The 16,431-nt window shown below is 51.6% G+C and carries 14 protein-coding genes; 6 read left to right on the top strand and 8 right to left on the bottom strand.

The genetic code is table 11. The features are described 5' to 3' along the window. Positions 1–10: 10 nt before the first annotated feature. The 3 genes from FZZ92_RS07390 to FZZ92_RS07380 all read left to right on the top strand — a co-directional run bounded on the left by FZZ92_RS07390 (position 11) and on the right by FZZ92_RS07380 (position 2,553). On the top strand, positions 11–1,558 hold the full coding sequence (locus tag FZZ92_RS07390; protein ID WP_226397884.1) for a GMC family oxidoreductase: 1,548 nt from the start codon (positions 11–13) through the stop codon (positions 1,556–1,558). Positions 1,559–1,598: 40 nt separating this feature from the next. Then, positions 1,599–1,976: a hypothetical protein gene (locus FZZ92_RS07385; protein WP_226422918.1), complete on the top strand. Its 378-nt coding sequence runs from the start codon at positions 1,599–1,601 to the stop codon at positions 1,974–1,976. Positions 1,977–2,184: 208 nt separating this feature from the next. Next, entirely contained in the window at positions 2,185–2,553 is a 369-nt protein-coding gene (locus FZZ92_RS07380; RefSeq protein WP_226397882.1) for a putative quinol monooxygenase, read from the top strand. Between the two features lie 63 nt (positions 2,554–2,616). Here FZZ92_RS07380 and FZZ92_RS07375 read toward each other — a convergent pair whose 3' ends face one another. Continuing rightward, positions 2,617–6,204: a multicopper oxidase domain-containing protein gene (locus tag FZZ92_RS07375; protein WP_226422917.1), complete on the bottom strand. Its 3,588-nt coding sequence runs from the start codon at positions 6,202–6,204 to the stop codon at positions 2,617–2,619. 1,226 nt (positions 6,205–7,430) lie between these two features. Further along, the gene (locus tag FZZ92_RS07370; RefSeq protein ID WP_166016948.1) at positions 7,431–7,700 is read right to left on the bottom strand and encodes a hypothetical protein; all 270 of its coding nucleotides are present in this window, start codon (positions 7,698–7,700) and stop codon (positions 7,431–7,433) included. A 65-nt stretch (positions 7,701–7,765) separates the two neighbouring features. Between FZZ92_RS07370 and FZZ92_RS07365 the strand changes: the two genes are divergently transcribed. Both FZZ92_RS07365 and FZZ92_RS07360 read left to right on the top strand, forming a co-directional pair. Further along, complete coding sequence (locus FZZ92_RS07365) at positions 7,766–8,995, top strand: glycosyltransferase (RefSeq protein WP_226397879.1); 1,230 nt, start codon at positions 7,766–7,768, stop codon at positions 8,993–8,995. Between the two features lie 31 nt (positions 8,996–9,026). After that, complete coding sequence (locus FZZ92_RS07360) at positions 9,027–9,785, top strand: sugar transferase (protein WP_226397878.1); 759 nt, start codon at positions 9,027–9,029, stop codon at positions 9,783–9,785. A 7-nt stretch (positions 9,786–9,792) separates the two neighbouring features. Here the strand turns inward: FZZ92_RS07360 and cbiB are convergent, their stop codons facing one another. The 5 genes from cbiB to FZZ92_RS07335 form a co-directional block, all read right to left on the bottom strand. Then, positions 9,793–10,812 (bottom strand): adenosylcobinamide-phosphate synthase CbiB, encoded by a 1,020-nt coding sequence (cbiB, locus tag FZZ92_RS07355; protein WP_226422916.1) that lies wholly within the window; start codon positions 10,810–10,812, stop codon positions 9,793–9,795. Between the two features lie 116 nt (positions 10,813–10,928). Next, positions 10,929–11,924 carry a ketol-acid reductoisomerase gene (gene ilvC / locus FZZ92_RS07350; protein ID WP_226397876.1) on the bottom strand — a complete coding sequence of 332 codons (996 nt, stop codon included), beginning with the start codon at positions 11,922–11,924 and terminating at the stop codon, positions 10,929–10,931. A 62-nt stretch (positions 11,925–11,986) separates the two neighbouring features. Then, positions 11,987–12,589, bottom strand: coding sequence for an ATP-dependent Clp protease proteolytic subunit (locus FZZ92_RS07345; RefSeq protein WP_115023781.1), 603 nt, complete (start codon positions 12,587–12,589; stop codon positions 11,987–11,989). 66 nt (positions 12,590–12,655) lie between these two features. Further along, a complete protein-coding gene (locus FZZ92_RS07340; protein WP_226397875.1) occupies positions 12,656–13,324 on the bottom strand; it encodes an ATP-dependent Clp protease proteolytic subunit in 669 nt (222 codons plus the stop codon). A 24-nt stretch (positions 13,325–13,348) separates the two neighbouring features. Next, the gene (locus FZZ92_RS07335; protein WP_115023779.1) at positions 13,349–14,506 is read right to left on the bottom strand and encodes a PIN/TRAM domain-containing protein; all 1,158 of its coding nucleotides are present in this window, start codon (positions 14,504–14,506) and stop codon (positions 13,349–13,351) included. 39 nt (positions 14,507–14,545) lie between these two features. Here FZZ92_RS07335 and hemW point away from each other — a divergent pair, with 39 nt between their 5' ends. Beyond that, positions 14,546–15,757 (top strand): radical SAM family heme chaperone HemW, encoded by a 1,212-nt coding sequence (gene hemW, locus FZZ92_RS07330; RefSeq protein WP_226397874.1) that lies wholly within the window; start codon positions 14,546–14,548, stop codon positions 15,755–15,757. Between the two features lie 485 nt (positions 15,758–16,242). Here the strand turns inward: hemW and FZZ92_RS07325 are convergent, their stop codons facing one another. Continuing rightward, a complete protein-coding gene (locus FZZ92_RS07325) occupies positions 16,243–16,401 on the bottom strand; it encodes a hypothetical protein (RefSeq protein WP_226397873.1) in 159 nt (52 codons plus the stop codon). Between the last annotated feature and the right edge of the window lie 30 nt (positions 16,402–16,431).

Below are 16,431 nucleotides of genomic sequence, written 5' to 3'. Positions count from 1 at the left end.
TTGTCTCTTTATGTCTGCTTTTGATTATATAATTGTCGGTGCTGGAACAGCTGGTGCTGTCATTGCTGCCCGCCTAACTGAAGACGAAAATACAAAAGTTTTGCTTCTTGAGGCTGGTCCTCACTTCTCCTCCATTGAAGAAACTCCTCGTGATCTTTTGGATTCCCGTGCGGTTTCTGTTGAAGATCACGACTGGCATTACATCACGCAGGTAACCCCAGGGCGAGATTTTCCCTATGCACGGGGCAAGGTGAGTGGTGGTTGCTCTGCTGTTAATGGTGTGATTTCTCTGCGTGGTCTTCCGCAGGATTTCAGAGCATGGGCCGCAGCTGGTAACACTGGCTGGGACTGGGAAGATATCTTGCCCATGTACAAACGAATCGAGAATGATATTGATTTTGGGTATGCTTCTTATCACGGTAGTTCCGGCAAGATTCCTATCCAACGTTTTAGGCCTGATCAGTATTCCCCAGTAGTTGGTGCGTTTAAGGAATCAGCTATGGCTGATGGTTATGCCTGGGTGCCAGATCACAATCACCCAAATGGTTATGACGGTGTAGGGCCCATTCCCATGAATCGTGCAGGAGATGGTTCACTGCGTGTTTCCAGCTCTATTGCTTACCTTTTGGATGCTCAATCCCGTCCGAATCTGACGATCAAGGATCGGACGATGGTCAATAAAGTTCTATTCTCTGGTAAAGATGCCATTGGCGTTGAGGTTGTTAATTCGGATAATTCTGTTGAAAGTCTATTTGGCGGAGAAGTGATTCTCAGCGCTGGCACCATTAATTCTCCTTCGATTCTTCTGCGTTCTGGTGTTGGTCCAATTGACGATATGGATCGATTGAACATTAAGTGCGTCAATAATTTACAGGGTGTTGGTAGTAATCTGATCGACCACTCATTAGCGGTTGTCGCTGCTTATCCAAAACCCGGCATTGTGAATGAGACCGATGATGACGTTCAAATGGTTATTCATTACACCGCCCCCGGTAGCAGTCATATTAACGATATGCAAATCTATTGTCTTGGCAAACTTGGTGCTGAGCGTTTTCCAGGTGCAGATCCAACCCGAGGTTTGATGTTTGGTACTGGCATTGTGATCAATCGTCCTGAATCACGCGGGCGCGTCACACTTCAATCTTCTGATCCGAATCAGCAACCCCGTATTGACCATCGCTTGAATTCTCACGCTGAAGACATGCGGAAGATGGTAGACGGTGTTCGACGAGGTTATGAGTTGCTTACTACGGGCGCACTCAAGGATATTTCTGAGGGAGTAGCTGTTTTAACAGAGGATATGATTAACGATACTCGGTTTATCGAGCAATATATTACTGATCGTTCTGCCACAATATGGCATGCGGTTGGCACTTGCAAAATGGGCCCCGCCACTGATAATCACGCTGTTGTTGATCAATATCTAAAAGTGCATGAGTGCACTTCCTTAAGAGTTGTTGATTGCTCAATCATTCCCGATCATGTATCTCGCAATCCTATGCTTACCTGTTATGCAATAGCTGAAAGACTTGTTGACCTGATTAGGGCTGGCCACTAATCCCCATTTCCTTCTTCTCCCTTAATTATTTATTTTTCTCATGACTCTCATCTCCGATTCCAACACGTGGGTTTCCTGGACAATCACCTGTTCCTGTAAACCTGATTCATTTGAGCAAATTTCTACTCTTGCCGCCAAGATGACTGAGTATTTTCAGTCCAATGAGCCTGATACCACTAACTTTGAGTTCAGTGTTAACTCTGCTCGTGACGAAGTTCATGTGTATGAGCGTTACTCCAACTCCGCTCAAGCGCTTCTCCATATGAAGGCCTTCGGAGACTTGTTTGGTTCTGATTTTATGGGTCTCCTGACTCCTGTCAAAGTTGTCGCTTATGGTTTTCCGACTGAAGAGTTGTCGAATGCTCTTAGTGCCCTATCACCTGTAAAGATGGCTTCTTTCCAAGGTTTTTGCAGATAAACTTTGGTCTCTTTAACTTCTTTTGTCACCATCACATTGTGTTGGTGACTTTTTTATGCTTTTACTTTCCCTTACTTTGCGCTCTTTGAACATTCTCTTCACCTACTATTGATTATTTGTTACGCGCTCTCTTTGCTTAGTTGTGAAATCCACATGCATTGGCTTACCGTTATGTTTTGCCTAAAGTGATAGAAGCTACCCTCCTTCCATGAAGCGCATCGACTCTTTTATCAGTATCTACCCTCTTTTCCGTGTGAAAGATGGTCAAATGAATGCTATTAAAAAGATCACCGATGAAATTATTTCCCGTGGCCATGGCGAGGAAGGTACACTATTGTTCACTGCTGCCTTTAGTGATACACATTTGTTTCTAAGGGAAAGCTATGTTGATCACAAGGCTTTTCATGTACATCTTGATACTGTAAATGATATCTTGGATGAATTCTTCTCTATGCTGGAGTTAGAAAGTTTGGTTATTGTTGCGAGCGAAGATGATATCCAAAAAATGAAGGTTGAAATGAAGACCCTTGGTATGCAAGCTACTTATTGTGTTATCAATAATGGATTTTCAATCTAGAAGTCATTCCTTTCACACTCTTTAGTTAGCAGATCTTTATTTTGTATGTTCCTATGATTTACATTAGGCCCAACCGAAGTAATCAGCTTCCAAATGCCATGTAGCTTGCCTCATATTATCTTCCACATCATGATATACGGCATCTTTGGTTAGGTGCATTAGTGTTGCGTCTCCATCATCTTGCGTTAACAGCAAGCTTCCCTGCCCCCTATTGTCTGCGTCAATATCAAAATATTGAAAATCTATATCTGTATATCTTTGGTCCAATGTGATTTTTCCATTCATTATTAATTCAGTTACTTTGCTGCCTTTTTGGTTCATGGTCTTCGTTGGATTGATTATCTCATCCCCCATACTCATCATACTATTTACTTCACTTTCACTGCCCATATTCATCATGCTATGCCCATTATTATCACCATGACCAGCATGAGCACCCTCGGATGAATTAAGAAGCCAGTTCTTTAATTCCGAATTTTTACCTTTTGATTTGGAATCGACCATCATCGTAGAGAGATTTGCCAAGTAGGTCTGGTTATACTTCTCATTGTCGAAATTATATGTCTCACCATCAGGCGCTTGTGGTTGCTCATCTGGAAGTGAATAACCAATTGCTATTCGTACGGCATTATCAGTATTGCCATGTGGATTAAAATATGATGGTTGCCCCCAGAGCTTTGCCATATTCGATAGCTTCTCGTCTTTGCACCCCATCGCAGAATGATCCGTTAGTTTCTTTCCGTTGAAGCCATCTATAATTCCTTGCCCACCCTCTAGTTGGCTAACAATGATATCTGCATAGTTATCACCGTTCATGTCTCCTACTGCAAGATCAATTCCATCGCTTTTCGCACCACCGAAGGGTGTTAAGCAATATAGCTCCTCATAATTCGACCCACTAAAGACACGAATTTTGGCATCGTAGTTCTTGCCCGAAATTCCAACGATGATGTCGTCATAACCATCCCCATTAATATCACCAACTGCCAAGGATGATTTTAAGTTTTTTCGGTTTCCTTTCCCTTCGGCGCTAATTGTCAACTCTTTTATTTTTTCTAGTGTATCCAGCTTGGGATCATTCCCATTGAGTTTTTCCGAGTAAAAATCTTTTGTACTCTGTCCGTCGAAAATATTGAGTTTGAACCTTCCTTTATTTGAAGACGTGGCTTCAATGACGGCAATATCTTCAATGTTGTCGGTTACATGGACTGTTCTTGCTTCTGGTCCGGGTACAAAGTTCAATGCATTGATATCGCCACTTGCGATGTTGACTCCCCTTGATCGTGAACTCTCAAATGGCTGAAATTCAATCTTGTTTTCACGGTTCGATCCAAGTGATATGTCAACGCTGTTCTTTGTTCTTGAACCATTCGTGATCCAACTGTCATTGGTGTTGAGGATGGTTAATACCGGCACCATCATTCCTCCATCTTCATGGAATAACAAGTGGCAGTGATCTACATACAAGCCGGCGAAGTCTTCAAAGCGAACTAAAATATCTGTTTTAGAGTTTATCAAGTAATCATCTCCTGTATATATGTCTCCATTCCCATCAATTTGATTACCTTCTTCGTCTAGAATCATTGGAGTTCCAAATGGATTCTCTGTTGTTACAGTTCCCTTCGCATAGGCTGGTGCCATTTGGTAGACATCGACCAGTGAATCTCCTATGTATGCATCACCAACTTGATGTGTGCTGGGATCTATTCCTACATTCAGGCCATTAATTGTTTCGACAATGAATTCATTTTGATGCAGGTGAAATGGATGGGCTTGACCCACTTGTATCTGTGTTGGCGGGTTGTCCTTCGGCCATGTATCTCTTTTAAAAGATTTTGAACTATTAACTAGTGACCATCGTTCCAATGTATCTAACATTGCAATTGATATTGTTGGACTGTGATCTGGTTCATGTGTCCAATATTGTTGGTTAATTGTCCATACGCTTTCCCAACTTTCTGGGTCGTTGTAGCCAGGATCAATATATTCTTCGCCGTCAGGCCCTATTTCCGTACCACGGCCTTCTTCATTTTTTATTTTTTGAGCGTCTGTGAACCAATTAAACTCTCTTTCTCGAGCTACTCCTGACGTTGCTGCTTCCTCTTTGAGCCCGAGCGCATGAGTTCTCTGACCATCAAGATAGTCCCAGGCGTCAGGCTGATCAGAGCTTTGTACCGTATTTCCTGTTACTTCTACTGTGGCTAAGACCTGAGATGGGGTAATCTGAAAGCCATCGTTGTACCCAAGATACGTTTCACTAGAATTCTTGGGTCTATTTGTTTCATTAGGTGCTAAATCCCCGAGTACTTCTTCGCTAGCATTACTAATAAAGTAGTAATCTCCTGGTTTGTTAAAGGAATGCTGGATTGTAATTCTTCCGCCCGGTGATATTCCAGGCAGTGTTGATACAGAGGTGTCGTATTCCGACGCCCATCGTGATATATCGGAATCTATACCTAATAAGTTTGGCGACTCCAAGCTTATGTTTCCGTTATCATCAACATGAATTAGTTGAATAATATGACTAGAATTCAATGAGAAATTCAGAAAGCCAAACGTGACCCATTCACCTGTATCGGCTTTAATCGTGGGATTGTATTGCCCATTGACTGTGTGTATTAAATTCTCTGTTGTTTCGGCTGCTACATAGTCTGCATATGTTGCACCTTTCCCTTCTTTTATCCCCCAATATGGATTACCTGTAAAGTGTGCTAATGGCTGGTAATTGTTGCCGTTGAAGGGTGATGAGCTGTACTTGTAATAATTGCCTTCGTCGTCGCTGAATACCCGTGCAGGCATTTGTTGTGTGTTTTCCCAGTTGTGTTCTACCTGCTCAATATTGGGATTAATCTCTTGTTCAACCGCCCATGATTGCAAACTCAATAGGTGAATATTTTCTTTTGTCGGGTCATATCCGCTTAGATTGTTTGTATCTTCCGAGTCTGGCAAAATGAATACAGGTAGCGCCGCGCCGCCTGCCAGTGACAATGATGTTGAACCATGTAGATGTGGATGCATCCAAAGCAATCCACTCGGATGATTTTCAGGAATTTTGTATTCATATTCTTGGCTATCACCATTTTCCACGGCAATCATGACGTTATCACTTTTTCCCTGGGGTGATACGTGGGAGCCATGCAAATGAAGATTAGTACGTTCTACTGTTCCATTCCATTCCTTTGTTTGAGCATCTATGCCAAGATTGTTTGTTAATTTGACTTTTATAGTGTCTCCTGGATCCGCGATGATGACAGGCCCTGGCGTCTGACCGTTATAAAGCCAGAATTCATTGTCATAGATGCTCTGTGAGAACTCCTCCCTGACTCTTATTTCACCAAAACCATCTACCGTAATCTTTTTGTGTGATGCAAGTGATAAGTCAATATTGACTTCATCAAATTCTGGTCCCCAACTTGAATAGAATGTTCCATCCTGATTCGTTCTTTCATATTTGCCCTGGCTGTGTCCAATATTTGCTTTTTGCCAATCAAGCCACCCACTTGCTATGGCGATATACGTTTGATGCTGTGGGAGCACATTGAAATATGCGCTGTCTTGAGCAATTCCCGTTAACCCTGCATTCCTCGACCAGTTCTCGAAATTTTTCTGACCAATCGTCTTCGCATTACGCAGGTCTTCAAGGTTTGCCACGATGCGTATTCAGTTCCTTCTAACTTTAGGAGCTGTACTTTTATTGCCCTTTCTTTTTATGGTTTATTCGTTTTTCCTCCTTGCGTCAGGTTTTGCATTCCTTTCACATTGATTTTTGCTTATGTCCCTTCCTCTGTTATTTGCACTGTTTTTGATTAGATGCTGTTCATTTTGACTATCTTTCGCCTTCTTCCAGTTCTTGTTGTTTTTGCTGATGGTCGTTGAATGCCTCGCAATTCAATATTTGTATATTCTACCCATTAATATTTGTTTCTTTCCTGTCTTTTTTAGTCCGGTGAGTGAATGGAGGATGCTTAGGCCCTTTGCTTGGGAGAGAGCTGTTTATTGTTTTATTTTCCATTCTCTGATGATGATCGTTGTTTTATCGGCTGACCTGGGGGATTGAGGTAAGAATTGTTTTGTTAAACGTATTGATTATTGCGCTCTTCTTGTATCTTAGTTGTTCCAGGTCGTTCAGCCACTTTGTGTATTCTCTGTGATATAGAGTGTCCGATAGCTTTTTGTTTATCCTCGTTGTTAGGGCAATTAGTGCAGCCCGCATTGAAGGTTCATCCTCTGTGTGCAGTCTTTTAAATATTCGTTGGCGCCATTCTTTTGGTGATGTGTATAGGGTGATGATATCGACCCTTTTGCTTCGTTTAGATATTTTGCGTAATAGCTTCAAATTGCTCTTGTGATTGATGCTTGTCAGATCGATGTGGAGCAATAAGCAGTATTTTAGCTTTCTGGTTTTTCGCTTCTTGAAATTCGCTGGATCCATTAACCGTTGCATGCGTTCCACCGTTGATCGTTTCATTCTTTGATTCGGATCACAGCCCAATTGTTTTAGTACTTTTAGTCTAAAATGATCATGTGGTTTCTGGCTTAATTTCTGAATCAACTGGGTTTTGCCTGTGCCAGATGCACCTGCGATCACGATCACGTGTTGAGCTCGTTTCCCTTTGGTTTTATGTCTCATCGTGCCCATTGTGTTGCCGCCCCGATTGTTTGGTGTTTTCTGTCCATCGCTTTTTTCTTCTGCATTGATGCATTAAGTGGTCTATGCCTTTGATGATCTTTGCCCATGGACTGGTTTGCTTATCCCATGCGGTTGGAGTGCTGTAAGCGATACATTTCGCCTTGCCTTGGTCTTCCTCGATCTAGGTGCCACTTCGTTGCTTGTCTGGTTTCTCTTTGATAGTAATTATCAGCGATCGCTTCATTCCTTAAGAGTGAAACAAGAGAACCAATCCTTGTTCTACTTGATGGAACTCTCGTTCCTCCCTGCTGAGATCGAGCCCCACATTGAGTCCCTCTTTGACTGCATCCTCAAAAGGGGGTGTTGATGGCGGAGCGCTGTCGATGCAGAGCGCAGCAATTCCTACTGCTGTGGCATGCCATCGGAAACGGCTTGTGGTGCCGATGTCCGGTTCGTTCAACGCCTCTTCCAGGAGGATGTTGATGGTGAGGTTCGTACTGGACATGTGGACCAGCATCGTGACCTCGGCAGGGTCCTGCAATCAGCTGAGAGACTTCGTATCGTTCGCATCATTGTGGCTGGATGCCCTCGGCTTCGGACCAATTCCCGCAGCGCATCGCTCTGGTTCACGAGTGGTTCTCACCACGCTCGGTCGGTGGTGCTGAACGTGTTGTTGAGGCGATTGATTCCCTGTTGCAAAGCCGCGGCTGCGAACCACAGCTGGCTGCCCTTATTGATGCCGAATCCTGCCGGACTGGCAGTTGGTTGCATGGCCGATCCGTCTTGACTAGCCCGATTCAAGGCCTGCCTTGGGGGCGCAGCCATGTGCAGCAGTACCTGCCTTTGTTGCCGTTTGCTGTTGAACAGATCGATCTCGGCGCAGCTGAGCTGGTGATCAGCAGCAGTCATCTTGTAGCCAAGGGCGTGCTGACGAGTCCGGAGCAGTTGCACATCAGTTATGTGCATACACCGGTTCGTTACGCCTGGGATCAGATGCACGCTTATCTAGAGCGTTCAGCCCTCGCGAGGCGTGGCCTCGGGCCTTTGATTCGCTGGCAGCTGCATGCCCTGCGCCAATGGGATCAGCTCAGTGCTCAGAGGGTGGACCATCTCATTGCTAATTCCCGTTTCACGGCGCGCCGTATTCGTAAGTATTGGGGGCGTGATGCCTCCGTGATCCATCCCCCAGTGGAGGTCAACCGCTTCCGCTGGAATTCAGAACGAGACGACGTTTACCTCTGCCTTTGTCGTTTGGTCCCTTACAAACGAGTCGACTTGGTTGTGCAAGCCTTTAATCGATTGGGCCTGCCCCTGCTTGTGGTCGGGGATGGGCCGGAGCGTGCTCGGCTTGAGTCCCTGGCAGGGCCAACCGTCACTTTGCTTGGCCGACAGTCTGGGCAACAGGTGGAGGAGCTGTTGTCTCGTTGTCGCGCTTTTGTTTATGCAGGCCTCGAGGATTTCGGCATTGCTCCTGTGGAAGCGATGGCCGCTGGGGCTCCCGTGATCGGCCTTGGCCGTGGAGGTTTATTGGACACGGTGCGCTGTGCAACGGCCGGGTTGCGAGAGCCCACCGGTGTTCTTTTCCCGGAACAGAGTGTGGAGTCGCTTGTTCAGGCTGTGGAGTGGTTTGAGCAAGGCCGAATCTGGCGTTCCTTCGACTCGGAAGCCATCCGTCAGTGGGCCGAGCGGTTTAGGCCAGAAGCATTCGCCGCACGCTTTGAATCTGCTCTGCAAACGGCCTGGCAGGCCCATCGACGCGGCTGTGACGTTGCAGCGAGTGACCCCGCCGAGATGTCAGGACTCCGCCTGTGACGTTGAGTGTGCTGAGTCCCAGGTTGAGCCTTTGACCTCGGCCTCTCGGCCATCCTTGCTTCAGACCGCTGGTCGTGCTGCCCGCCGTGGCAAGTACAAGCCCCACCTTGCGCTGATCTCAGCCCCCCCGTCGGAGTTGCCGGCTCTCGCTCTGATTCGCCATCAGAACCGATGGGGCAGGGTGTTCAAGCGAACTGGCGACATCGCCTTTTCCCTGACCGTTCTCGGCCTTGGTTCACCGGTGCTACTTCTCCTGGCTGGCTTGGTCAAGCTCAGTTCACCGGGGCCGATTTTTTACACCCAGCGTCGGGTGGGCCGGGGTTACCAACGGTTCGGCTGCATCAAGTTCCGCACCATGCGTGCCGACGCAGATGTTGTCCTGTCCCGTGTCCTGGAGGCTGACCCATCGCTGCGGGCTGAATTCGAGCGTGATTTCAAGCTCAAGCGTGATCCCAGGATCACTCCGCTGGGTCGTTTCCTCCGCCGTTCGAGTCTTGATGAGCTGCCGCAGTTTTTGAATGTTCTCCGCGGCGAGATGAGCGTGGTGGGCCCACGCCCGATCGTCGATAAGGAGCTTGTTCGTTACGGCCCTTATATGGATGAAGTTGCCTCTGTGCGCCCAGGCCTGACTGGCCTCTGGCAAGTGAGTGGTCGGAATAACCTGAGTTACAAGAAACGCGTCAAGCTCGATCTGGCCTACGCCCGTGGCCGCTCGTTCAGCCTGGATTTCGCGATCATTCTGCGCACCTTTGGTGTGTTGCTTCTGCCGATGGACCGTGGCGCCTACTGATTGGTCTTCAGTGGATGATGGCCAGTTGAATCATCAGAAGAGCACTGATCCAGAGGAGTTCCAATCGACGTGATGCGTTCAGAACACGTCTGACAAGCCCAAGGCTGGCTGTCGGTTGATCAGCTCCCAGAACCGGTTTCTGCACAACACGGTCTCCGTAACGGTTCTCACCACCGAGTTGGATCCCGATGCAGTGGGCGTAGATCGCTTCTGAGCGACCTGCATTGGGCGACGGATCTGTGGCCCCATCCCGTTCTGCGGCCTGCACCCGTTGCGCCCAGCGTGACCATGGCGGGCAGACCAAAGGCAGCGTCAGCATCACTAGACGGCAGGGCAGCCACGTAAGCAGATCATCCAGGCGTGCGCCAGCCGTCCCCAGCCAACGCAGGCGACCTGTGCGATAGCCGAGCATGGAATCGAGCGTGCTGCTGGCCTTGAAGGCCCAGGCCAGAGCGAGTGGGCCAGGGCCTGCGGGCATGACCATCCAGAGCAACGCACCGATGCCCATCCAGAACAAGGGTGCGAAAACGCCATCTACAGCATTTTCTGAGGCTGTCTCGGCAGCAGCTCTGAGCAGTCCAGCTTGATCCAAGCTCTGTACGTCTCGTCCAACAATCCAGCTCAGCTTCCGGCGTGCCGTCTCGAGGTCGCCTTCGTCCCTTGCCGGGAGCGCTTCCAGCACCGCCAAAACGCTGTCGGTCAGGCTGCGGGCCGCCAGGGCACTGGCTAAGCCCACGGTCAGGATCGCAACTCCCAGCCACTGCCACGGAGATGGCAGCCACAACAGTCGCTCAAGGCACCAACCGGCTATGGCGCTTCCGAGCACCAGGATCAGGCTGATCAGGCCACCTCCGCAGCGCAGCTTCGTGGGATGGTCACCGGCCCATTGCTCGACCCTGCACCGCAGCTGCCGGATCCACCACCCCATCACCACTACGGGATGGAGGATTCGGATCGGGTCACCGATCAGCTGATCGAGCAGTGCTGCTCCAATGATCAGCAGGCTTCCCATCTCTCCTGAAGTCATTGGCGGTGAGGTCCCAGGATCCAACAAAAAGCCCCGCTCAGCGCCCCAAGGGCAGCAGAGCGGGGTGTCTGGTGAGTGATGGAGGATTCCACCGGGCGTTTAGGTTTCGCGCTGAATCAGGCGTCCTTCAACCAGCTGAACATCGAGCGCAGTCCCTTGCCCACCTTCTCGATCGGATGTTGAGAGTCGCGGTCGCGAACTTTCTTCATTTCCGGCTTGCCTGCTTCGCACTCGGCAACGAAGTTCTTCGCGAAGGTGCCGTCCTGGATGTCAGCCAGAACGCGCTTCATCTCGGCTTTGGTGTCGGCGGTGATCAGCCGGGGGCCGCTGACGTAGTCGCCGTATTCCGCGGTGTTGGAGATCGAATCGCGCATGGAGGTCAGTCCTCCCTTCACCATCAGATCCACGATCAGCTTCACCTCGTGCATGCACTCGAAGTAAGCCAGTTCGGGCTGGTATCCAGCTTCCACAAGGGTTTCGAAGCCTGCCTTGACCAGTTCGGACAGACCGCCGCAGAGCACAGCCTGCTCACCGAACAAATCTGTTTCGGTCTCTTCCTTGAAGTTGGTTTCCAGGATGCCGGCACGGGTGCCGCCGATGCCTTTGGCGTAGGCCATGGCCAGGCCCCGTGCGTTACCGGATGCGTCTTGTTCGATCGCGAACAGGGCAGGAACGCCCTGACCGTTCTGATATTCCCAGCGCACGGTGTGGCCAGGGCCCTTCGGGGCGATCATCACCACGTCCACATCGGCAGGGGGTTTGATCAGCTCGAAGCGGATGTTGAAGCCGTGAGCGAAGCTGAGCACCTTGCCTGAAGTGAGGTGGGGTGCGATTTCCTTCTCGTAGACGTCCTTCTGGAACTCGTCAGGCAGCAAGACCATGATCCAGTCGGCCTTGGCAGAGGCATCGGCCACGCTCAAAACCTCAAGCCCATCGGCCTTGGCTTTCTCTGCTGATCGGCTGCCGTCATACAGGCCCACAACCACATCGACCCCTGAATCCTTCAAGTTCAGGGCGTGGGCATGACCCTGGGAGCCATAACCAATGATGGCCACGGTCTTGCCATTCAGCAGACCGAGATCGGCGTCGGAGTCGTAGAAAAGCTGGGCCATCCGGGGCGGGCTTGCGCAACAGTGCAGTGGACGAGCTTACGCAGCGGCCTGCCCCGTTCCGTTCAGGCTTCGTTGGGATGTGAAATCACCCGGTCGATAAGCCCGTACTCCTTGGCCTCCTCTGCACTGAGGAAGTAGTCCCTGTCGGTATCTTTTTCGATTTTTTCGAAACTCTGCCCACTCATGTCGGCCAAGGATTGGTTGAGCATCTCCTTCATGCGCAGGATCTCTCGTGCCTCGATTTCGATGTCACTGGCCTGGCGCCGGCTGGTGCCGCCGAGGGGCTGGTGAATCATGATCCTGCTGTGGGGCAAGGCAACACGTTTGCCTTTCGTTCCGGCTGCTAGGAGGAAGGCACCCATGGATGCGGCGAGGCCCACGCAGATGGTGACCACCTCGCTTTTGACGTACTGGATGGTGTCGTAGATCGCCAGACCAGCCGTGACAGAGCCACCGGGGGAGTTGATGTACAGGTAAATCGGCTTGCTGCTGTCTTCTGAGTCGAGGTAAAGCATCTGGGCCACCAGGCTGTTGGCGATGCCGTCATTGACTTCAGAGCCAAGGAAGAGGATCCGCTCCACCCCAAGACGGGTGTAGATGTCGACCCAGCGCTCCATCTGGCTGCCTGGGAGGCGGTAAGGAACGCTGGGAGTACCGATCGGCATGGTTCAGGACGTTGAAAAGTGAGAGCAAGTGGGGCGGATCAGACGCAGCTGGTCAGAGGAAGCTGGTCAGACGGAGGTATTGCCGGGCAGTTCTTTGCGGCTGCTGAGCACGCGGTCGATGAGTCCGTACTCGACGGCTTGTTGGGGTGTCAGGTAGCTCATCCGGTCGGAGTCCTTACTCAGCTCCTCCACGGATCTTCCGGTGTTGGTGGAAAGGATTTCAAGCATGGCCTGCTTGTTGTGCAGCACTTCCTTGGCCCGGATCTGGATGTCCGTGGCTTGGCCGCGGGCACCGCTGCGAGGCTGGTGCAGAACGATGGAGGAGTGGGGCAGAGCAGCCCGTTGGCCTTTTGTTCCTGCTGAAAGGATCACCGCTGCCGTACCCATGGCTTGACCGATGCAGATGGTGTGCACCGGGGGTTTGACGTAGCGGAGGGTGTCGCAGATGGCGAAGGCTTCGGTCTCAAAGCCAATCGCTTCTCCTGAGTACCAGCTGGTTCCCGTGGAGTTGATGTAGAAATAAATCGGCTTATCTGGGTTGTCGAATTCCAGAAAGAGCAGCTGAGCAATGATCAGCTCAGTGACATCGATTCCCATCTGACGCTTGGCATCGTCGTCAGAGAACAAGGGCAAGCCCAAGTACACGATCCGCTCCTTGAGTAGGAGGGACGGAAGGTCGGGAGGTGGTGTGCGCATCACGGCGCTGTCGCCGTAGTACGGGGCCGAAGTTGTCATCTCCACCATCGCGGTGAGGCGAGCCTAGCCGGGGTCAGCGGGCTTGCGGTGGCTGGTTTTGGCCGGTTTTCCCTGACTTTTCGATTTGGTTGAAGTCTTGGTGTCGGTTGTTGCATCTTTGGAGTCCAGACGGGCGAACACCATCCGACCCGTTGGCGTTTGCAGGGCACCGGTCACCACCACAGGCTTGCGTTGGCCGATCAGCGATTTTGCATCGTTGACCACCACCATCGTTCCGTCGTCGAGATAGCCGACGCCCTGGCTCTCCTCCTTGCCCTCACGCACGATCTTGAGTTTGAGTTCATCGCCGGGTTGCACCTCAGGCCGCAACGCGATCACCAGCTCACTCAGATTCATCACCTTCAGTTCTTTCACCTGGGCGACCTGCGCCAGGTTGAAGTCCGCGGTTACCAGGGTTCCGCCCGTGTCAGAGGCCAGCTGCAGCAGACGGTCGTCCGTTCCCTTCCCGTCGTAACGGGTGCTGTTGATCACAAGCCGTCGCCCGTAGGTCTCCCGTAGATCTTTCAGCAACTTCAATCCACGCCGGCCTTTGGCCCGCTTCTCAACATTGGTGGAATCCGACAGTTGCTGCATTTCATCGATGACTGATTCAGCGACGATCACCTGTCCTTCCAGCAAGCCGCACGCAAGCATTCCGCGGATCCGACCATCGATGATCACGCTGGTATCGAGGATCTTGGCCGTGGCTGGGGTGAGCACCCCATCGGCCACCAGCAGGGCTTCCGTGCTGGCGGGATTGAACAGGCGCAGCAGCGTGCGGCCATGCACCTCAGCCAGGTTGCTTCCCAGAATCCCGAAAAAGACATTGCTCACCACTGCCAGCAGCGGTTTGAGCAGGGCAATTCCCCCGGAGAACGGAAGCAGTAGAACGGGCAACAGCAGCAGATTGGCGACCAGCAGCCCGAGGATCAGGCCGACAGCCCGGCTCACCAAAAGATCGGTGGGCATGGTGCGCACTTGCTGCATCAAGCGCACTCGGAGCCTTTGAAACACCAAGCCGGCAATGACTCCGATGCCGCCTCCCGACCCGCTGAGAATCAGCCGGAGCCGTTCGGCATCAGTGGTTTCGGTGACCAGTCCGTCTGGAAGCAGATGAACTCCCATCCATCCGGCGGCTGCACCGGAGACCACAAACAGAAGAAGGATGAGCGGATCCACCATGGGTTCAGGTCGTGGCAGCTCAATCCGGATGCCAGAAGCATGCCCTATCCCATCCCTCCCCGCAGCGCTTATCTCCACATTCCCTTCTGCCACCGGCGCTGTTACTACTGCGATTTCGCGGTTGTTCCCTTGGGGGATCAAGCCCGTGCCGACCAGGGGCCTGGCAGTCGCTCCATCCGCGAGTACCTAAGCCTTCTGCATCGCGAAATCGCTGCTGCACCAGTCGGTCCGCCCCTGTCCACGGTCTACATCGGTGGCGGGACGCCATCGCTCTTGTGTCCGGATCAGATCGCTGCACTGCTCGACGCCTTGGCGGAAAAGTTCGGGCTTCAGCCCGGTGCGGAAATCACCCTGGAAATGGATCCGGCCACCTTTAACTGCGCGCAGCTGTCTGCGGTTCTCTCCCTTGGGGTGAATCGCATCAGCTTGGGAGGGCAGAGCTTTGACGACTCGGTGCTCGAACAGCTGGGGCGGCGGCATCGGCAGCACGACCTTCAGGCGTCGATCGACTGGCTGGTGCAGGCCCGGCGCGACGGAGTCCTCCAGTCCTGGAGTCTCGACCTCATTCAGAACCTGCCGGGTCAGACCATGGCCGCGTGGGAGGAGCAGTTGGATCAGGCCATTGCCAGTCAGGCCCCCCATCTCTCGATCTACGACCTTTCGGTGGAACCGGGCACCGTGTTTGATCGCCAACGCACGCTTGGTGCGCTGAAACTTCCGGATGACGACCTCGCCGTTGCGCTAATGGACCTAACCACGCATCGGCTGGCTGCTGCAGGCCTCAGCCGTTACGAGATTTCCAACCATGCCCGGCCTGGCCATGCCTCACGTCACAACCGGGTGTATTGGAGCGGTGCCGGTTGGTGGGGATTTGGAATGGGAGCGACATCAGCGCCCTGGGGGGAGCGCTTGGCGCGACCACGCACACGGGCTGCCTACGCGGCATGGCTCGACAGCCGTCCTGAGGAAACCGTCGCCGAGGTTGGTCTTCCACTGGATGACCAATTGTTGGTGGGACTGCGGCGCCGGGAAGGGGTGACGCTGCATGGCTTTGATGCAGATGCACTGGTCCGTCGCTGGCAGCCGTTCGTTGAGCGTGGGTGGCTGCAGCAGCGGGCAGGGCGTTGGTGCCTCACCGACCCCGAAGGAATGGCTGTCAGCAATCAGGTGCTGATTGAGGTGATTCTGTGGTGGGAAGAGGTTTCGGAGAGGACTGCTAAGGCCACAAGTCAGTCATATCCATTGATCTGATCAACAAGCGGCTGCTGTTGCGACTCGTGTCAGCGACTCGTGTCAGCGACTTGGGCGAGACACGTCTGTATGGCTGCTTCACGCAGCATGCTCATAAAAAAAGAGGTAGGCCCCTCAGCCCACCCCCAAACGACGTATTGAAGGCACCACTGCCTTCGAACCAATCTTCGCTGACAGGCGACCCTTCGCTGGGTATCAAATGCACCAAATTAGGCATTAATTACTAGCCAAATCTCCTCAAGTTGACTGTGAAGATGAGCTGGGCGCCAGCACCACTGCAAGCGCTTGGGAGGCTGAATGTTCGCGGGTTCCCTCGCCCGCGTCTCCCCAAACGCTTAAATCAGCCGAATCAGGTCTCGATAAAAGTCTCCTATCACTGATAGGTAATCAGGTAGAGATCAACGAGAGTTGGTTCCACTAAAGAAAAATTTCGACGAGTGCACATCTTTTGCCTGGCGTTGCAGTGCATCATCTGGTCAGGCAGATCAAGAAGGATCACCCATCAACTCTGAAATATTGGGCATGGGATCCGCCTTCCCGTCAGCAATTGCGCGAGCGCGAAGGTAAAACCAGCTCTCCGTATCGCCCTTGGCTTCCATGCTCTCAGCGATGGAGATCCAATTGTTGATTTCAGCTTGATCCATGGGGAAGCAAATAAAAAATCTCCGGAACCC

The sequence above is a fragment of the Synechococcus sp. MU1611 genome, from assembly GCF_020514255.1.
Lineage (GTDB): Bacteria > Cyanobacteriota > Cyanobacteriia > PCC-6307 > Cyanobiaceae > Parasynechococcus.
This window is presented reverse-complemented; position numbering and strand designations above follow the sequence as displayed.

Excerpts from the sequence above, each read along its gene's own strand:
- FZZ92_RS07390 (WP_226397884.1), top strand. The coding sequence starts at position 11 with ATGTCTGCTTTTGATTATATAATTGTCGGTGCTGGAACAGCTGGTGCT.
- hemW (WP_226397874.1), top strand. The coding sequence starts at position 14,546 with ATGCCCTATCCCATCCCTCCCCGCAGCGCTTATCTCCACATTCCCTTC.
- ilvC (WP_226397876.1), bottom strand. The coding sequence starts at position 11,924 with ATGGCCCAGCTTTTCTACGACTCCGACGCCGATCTCGGTCTGCTGAAT.
- FZZ92_RS07380 (WP_226397882.1), top strand. The coding sequence starts at position 2,185 with ATGAAGCGCATCGACTCTTTTATCAGTATCTACCCTCTTTTCCGTGTG.
- FZZ92_RS07370 (WP_166016948.1), bottom strand. The coding sequence starts at position 7,700 with ATGCTGGTCCACATGTCCAGTACGAACCTCACCATCAACATCCTCCTG.
- FZZ92_RS07325 (WP_226397873.1), bottom strand. The coding sequence starts at position 16,401 with ATGGATCAAGCTGAAATCAACAATTGGATCTCCATCGCTGAGAGCATG.
- FZZ92_RS07345 (WP_115023781.1), bottom strand. The coding sequence starts at position 12,589 with ATGCCGATCGGTACTCCCAGCGTTCCTTACCGCCTCCCAGGCAGCCAG.
- FZZ92_RS07365 (WP_226397879.1), top strand. The coding sequence starts at position 7,766 with ATGCCCTCGGCTTCGGACCAATTCCCGCAGCGCATCGCTCTGGTTCAC.
- FZZ92_RS07340 (WP_226397875.1), bottom strand. The coding sequence starts at position 13,324 with ATGACAACTTCGGCCCCGTACTACGGCGACAGCGCCGTGATGCGCACA.
- FZZ92_RS07335 (WP_115023779.1), bottom strand. The coding sequence starts at position 14,506 with ATGGTGGATCCGCTCATCCTTCTTCTGTTTGTGGTCTCCGGTGCAGCC.
- cbiB (WP_226422916.1), bottom strand. The coding sequence starts at position 10,812 with ATGACTTCAGGAGAGATGGGAAGCCTGCTGATCATTGGAGCAGCACTG.
- FZZ92_RS07385 (WP_226422918.1), top strand. The coding sequence starts at position 1,599 with ATGACTCTCATCTCCGATTCCAACACGTGGGTTTCCTGGACAATCACC.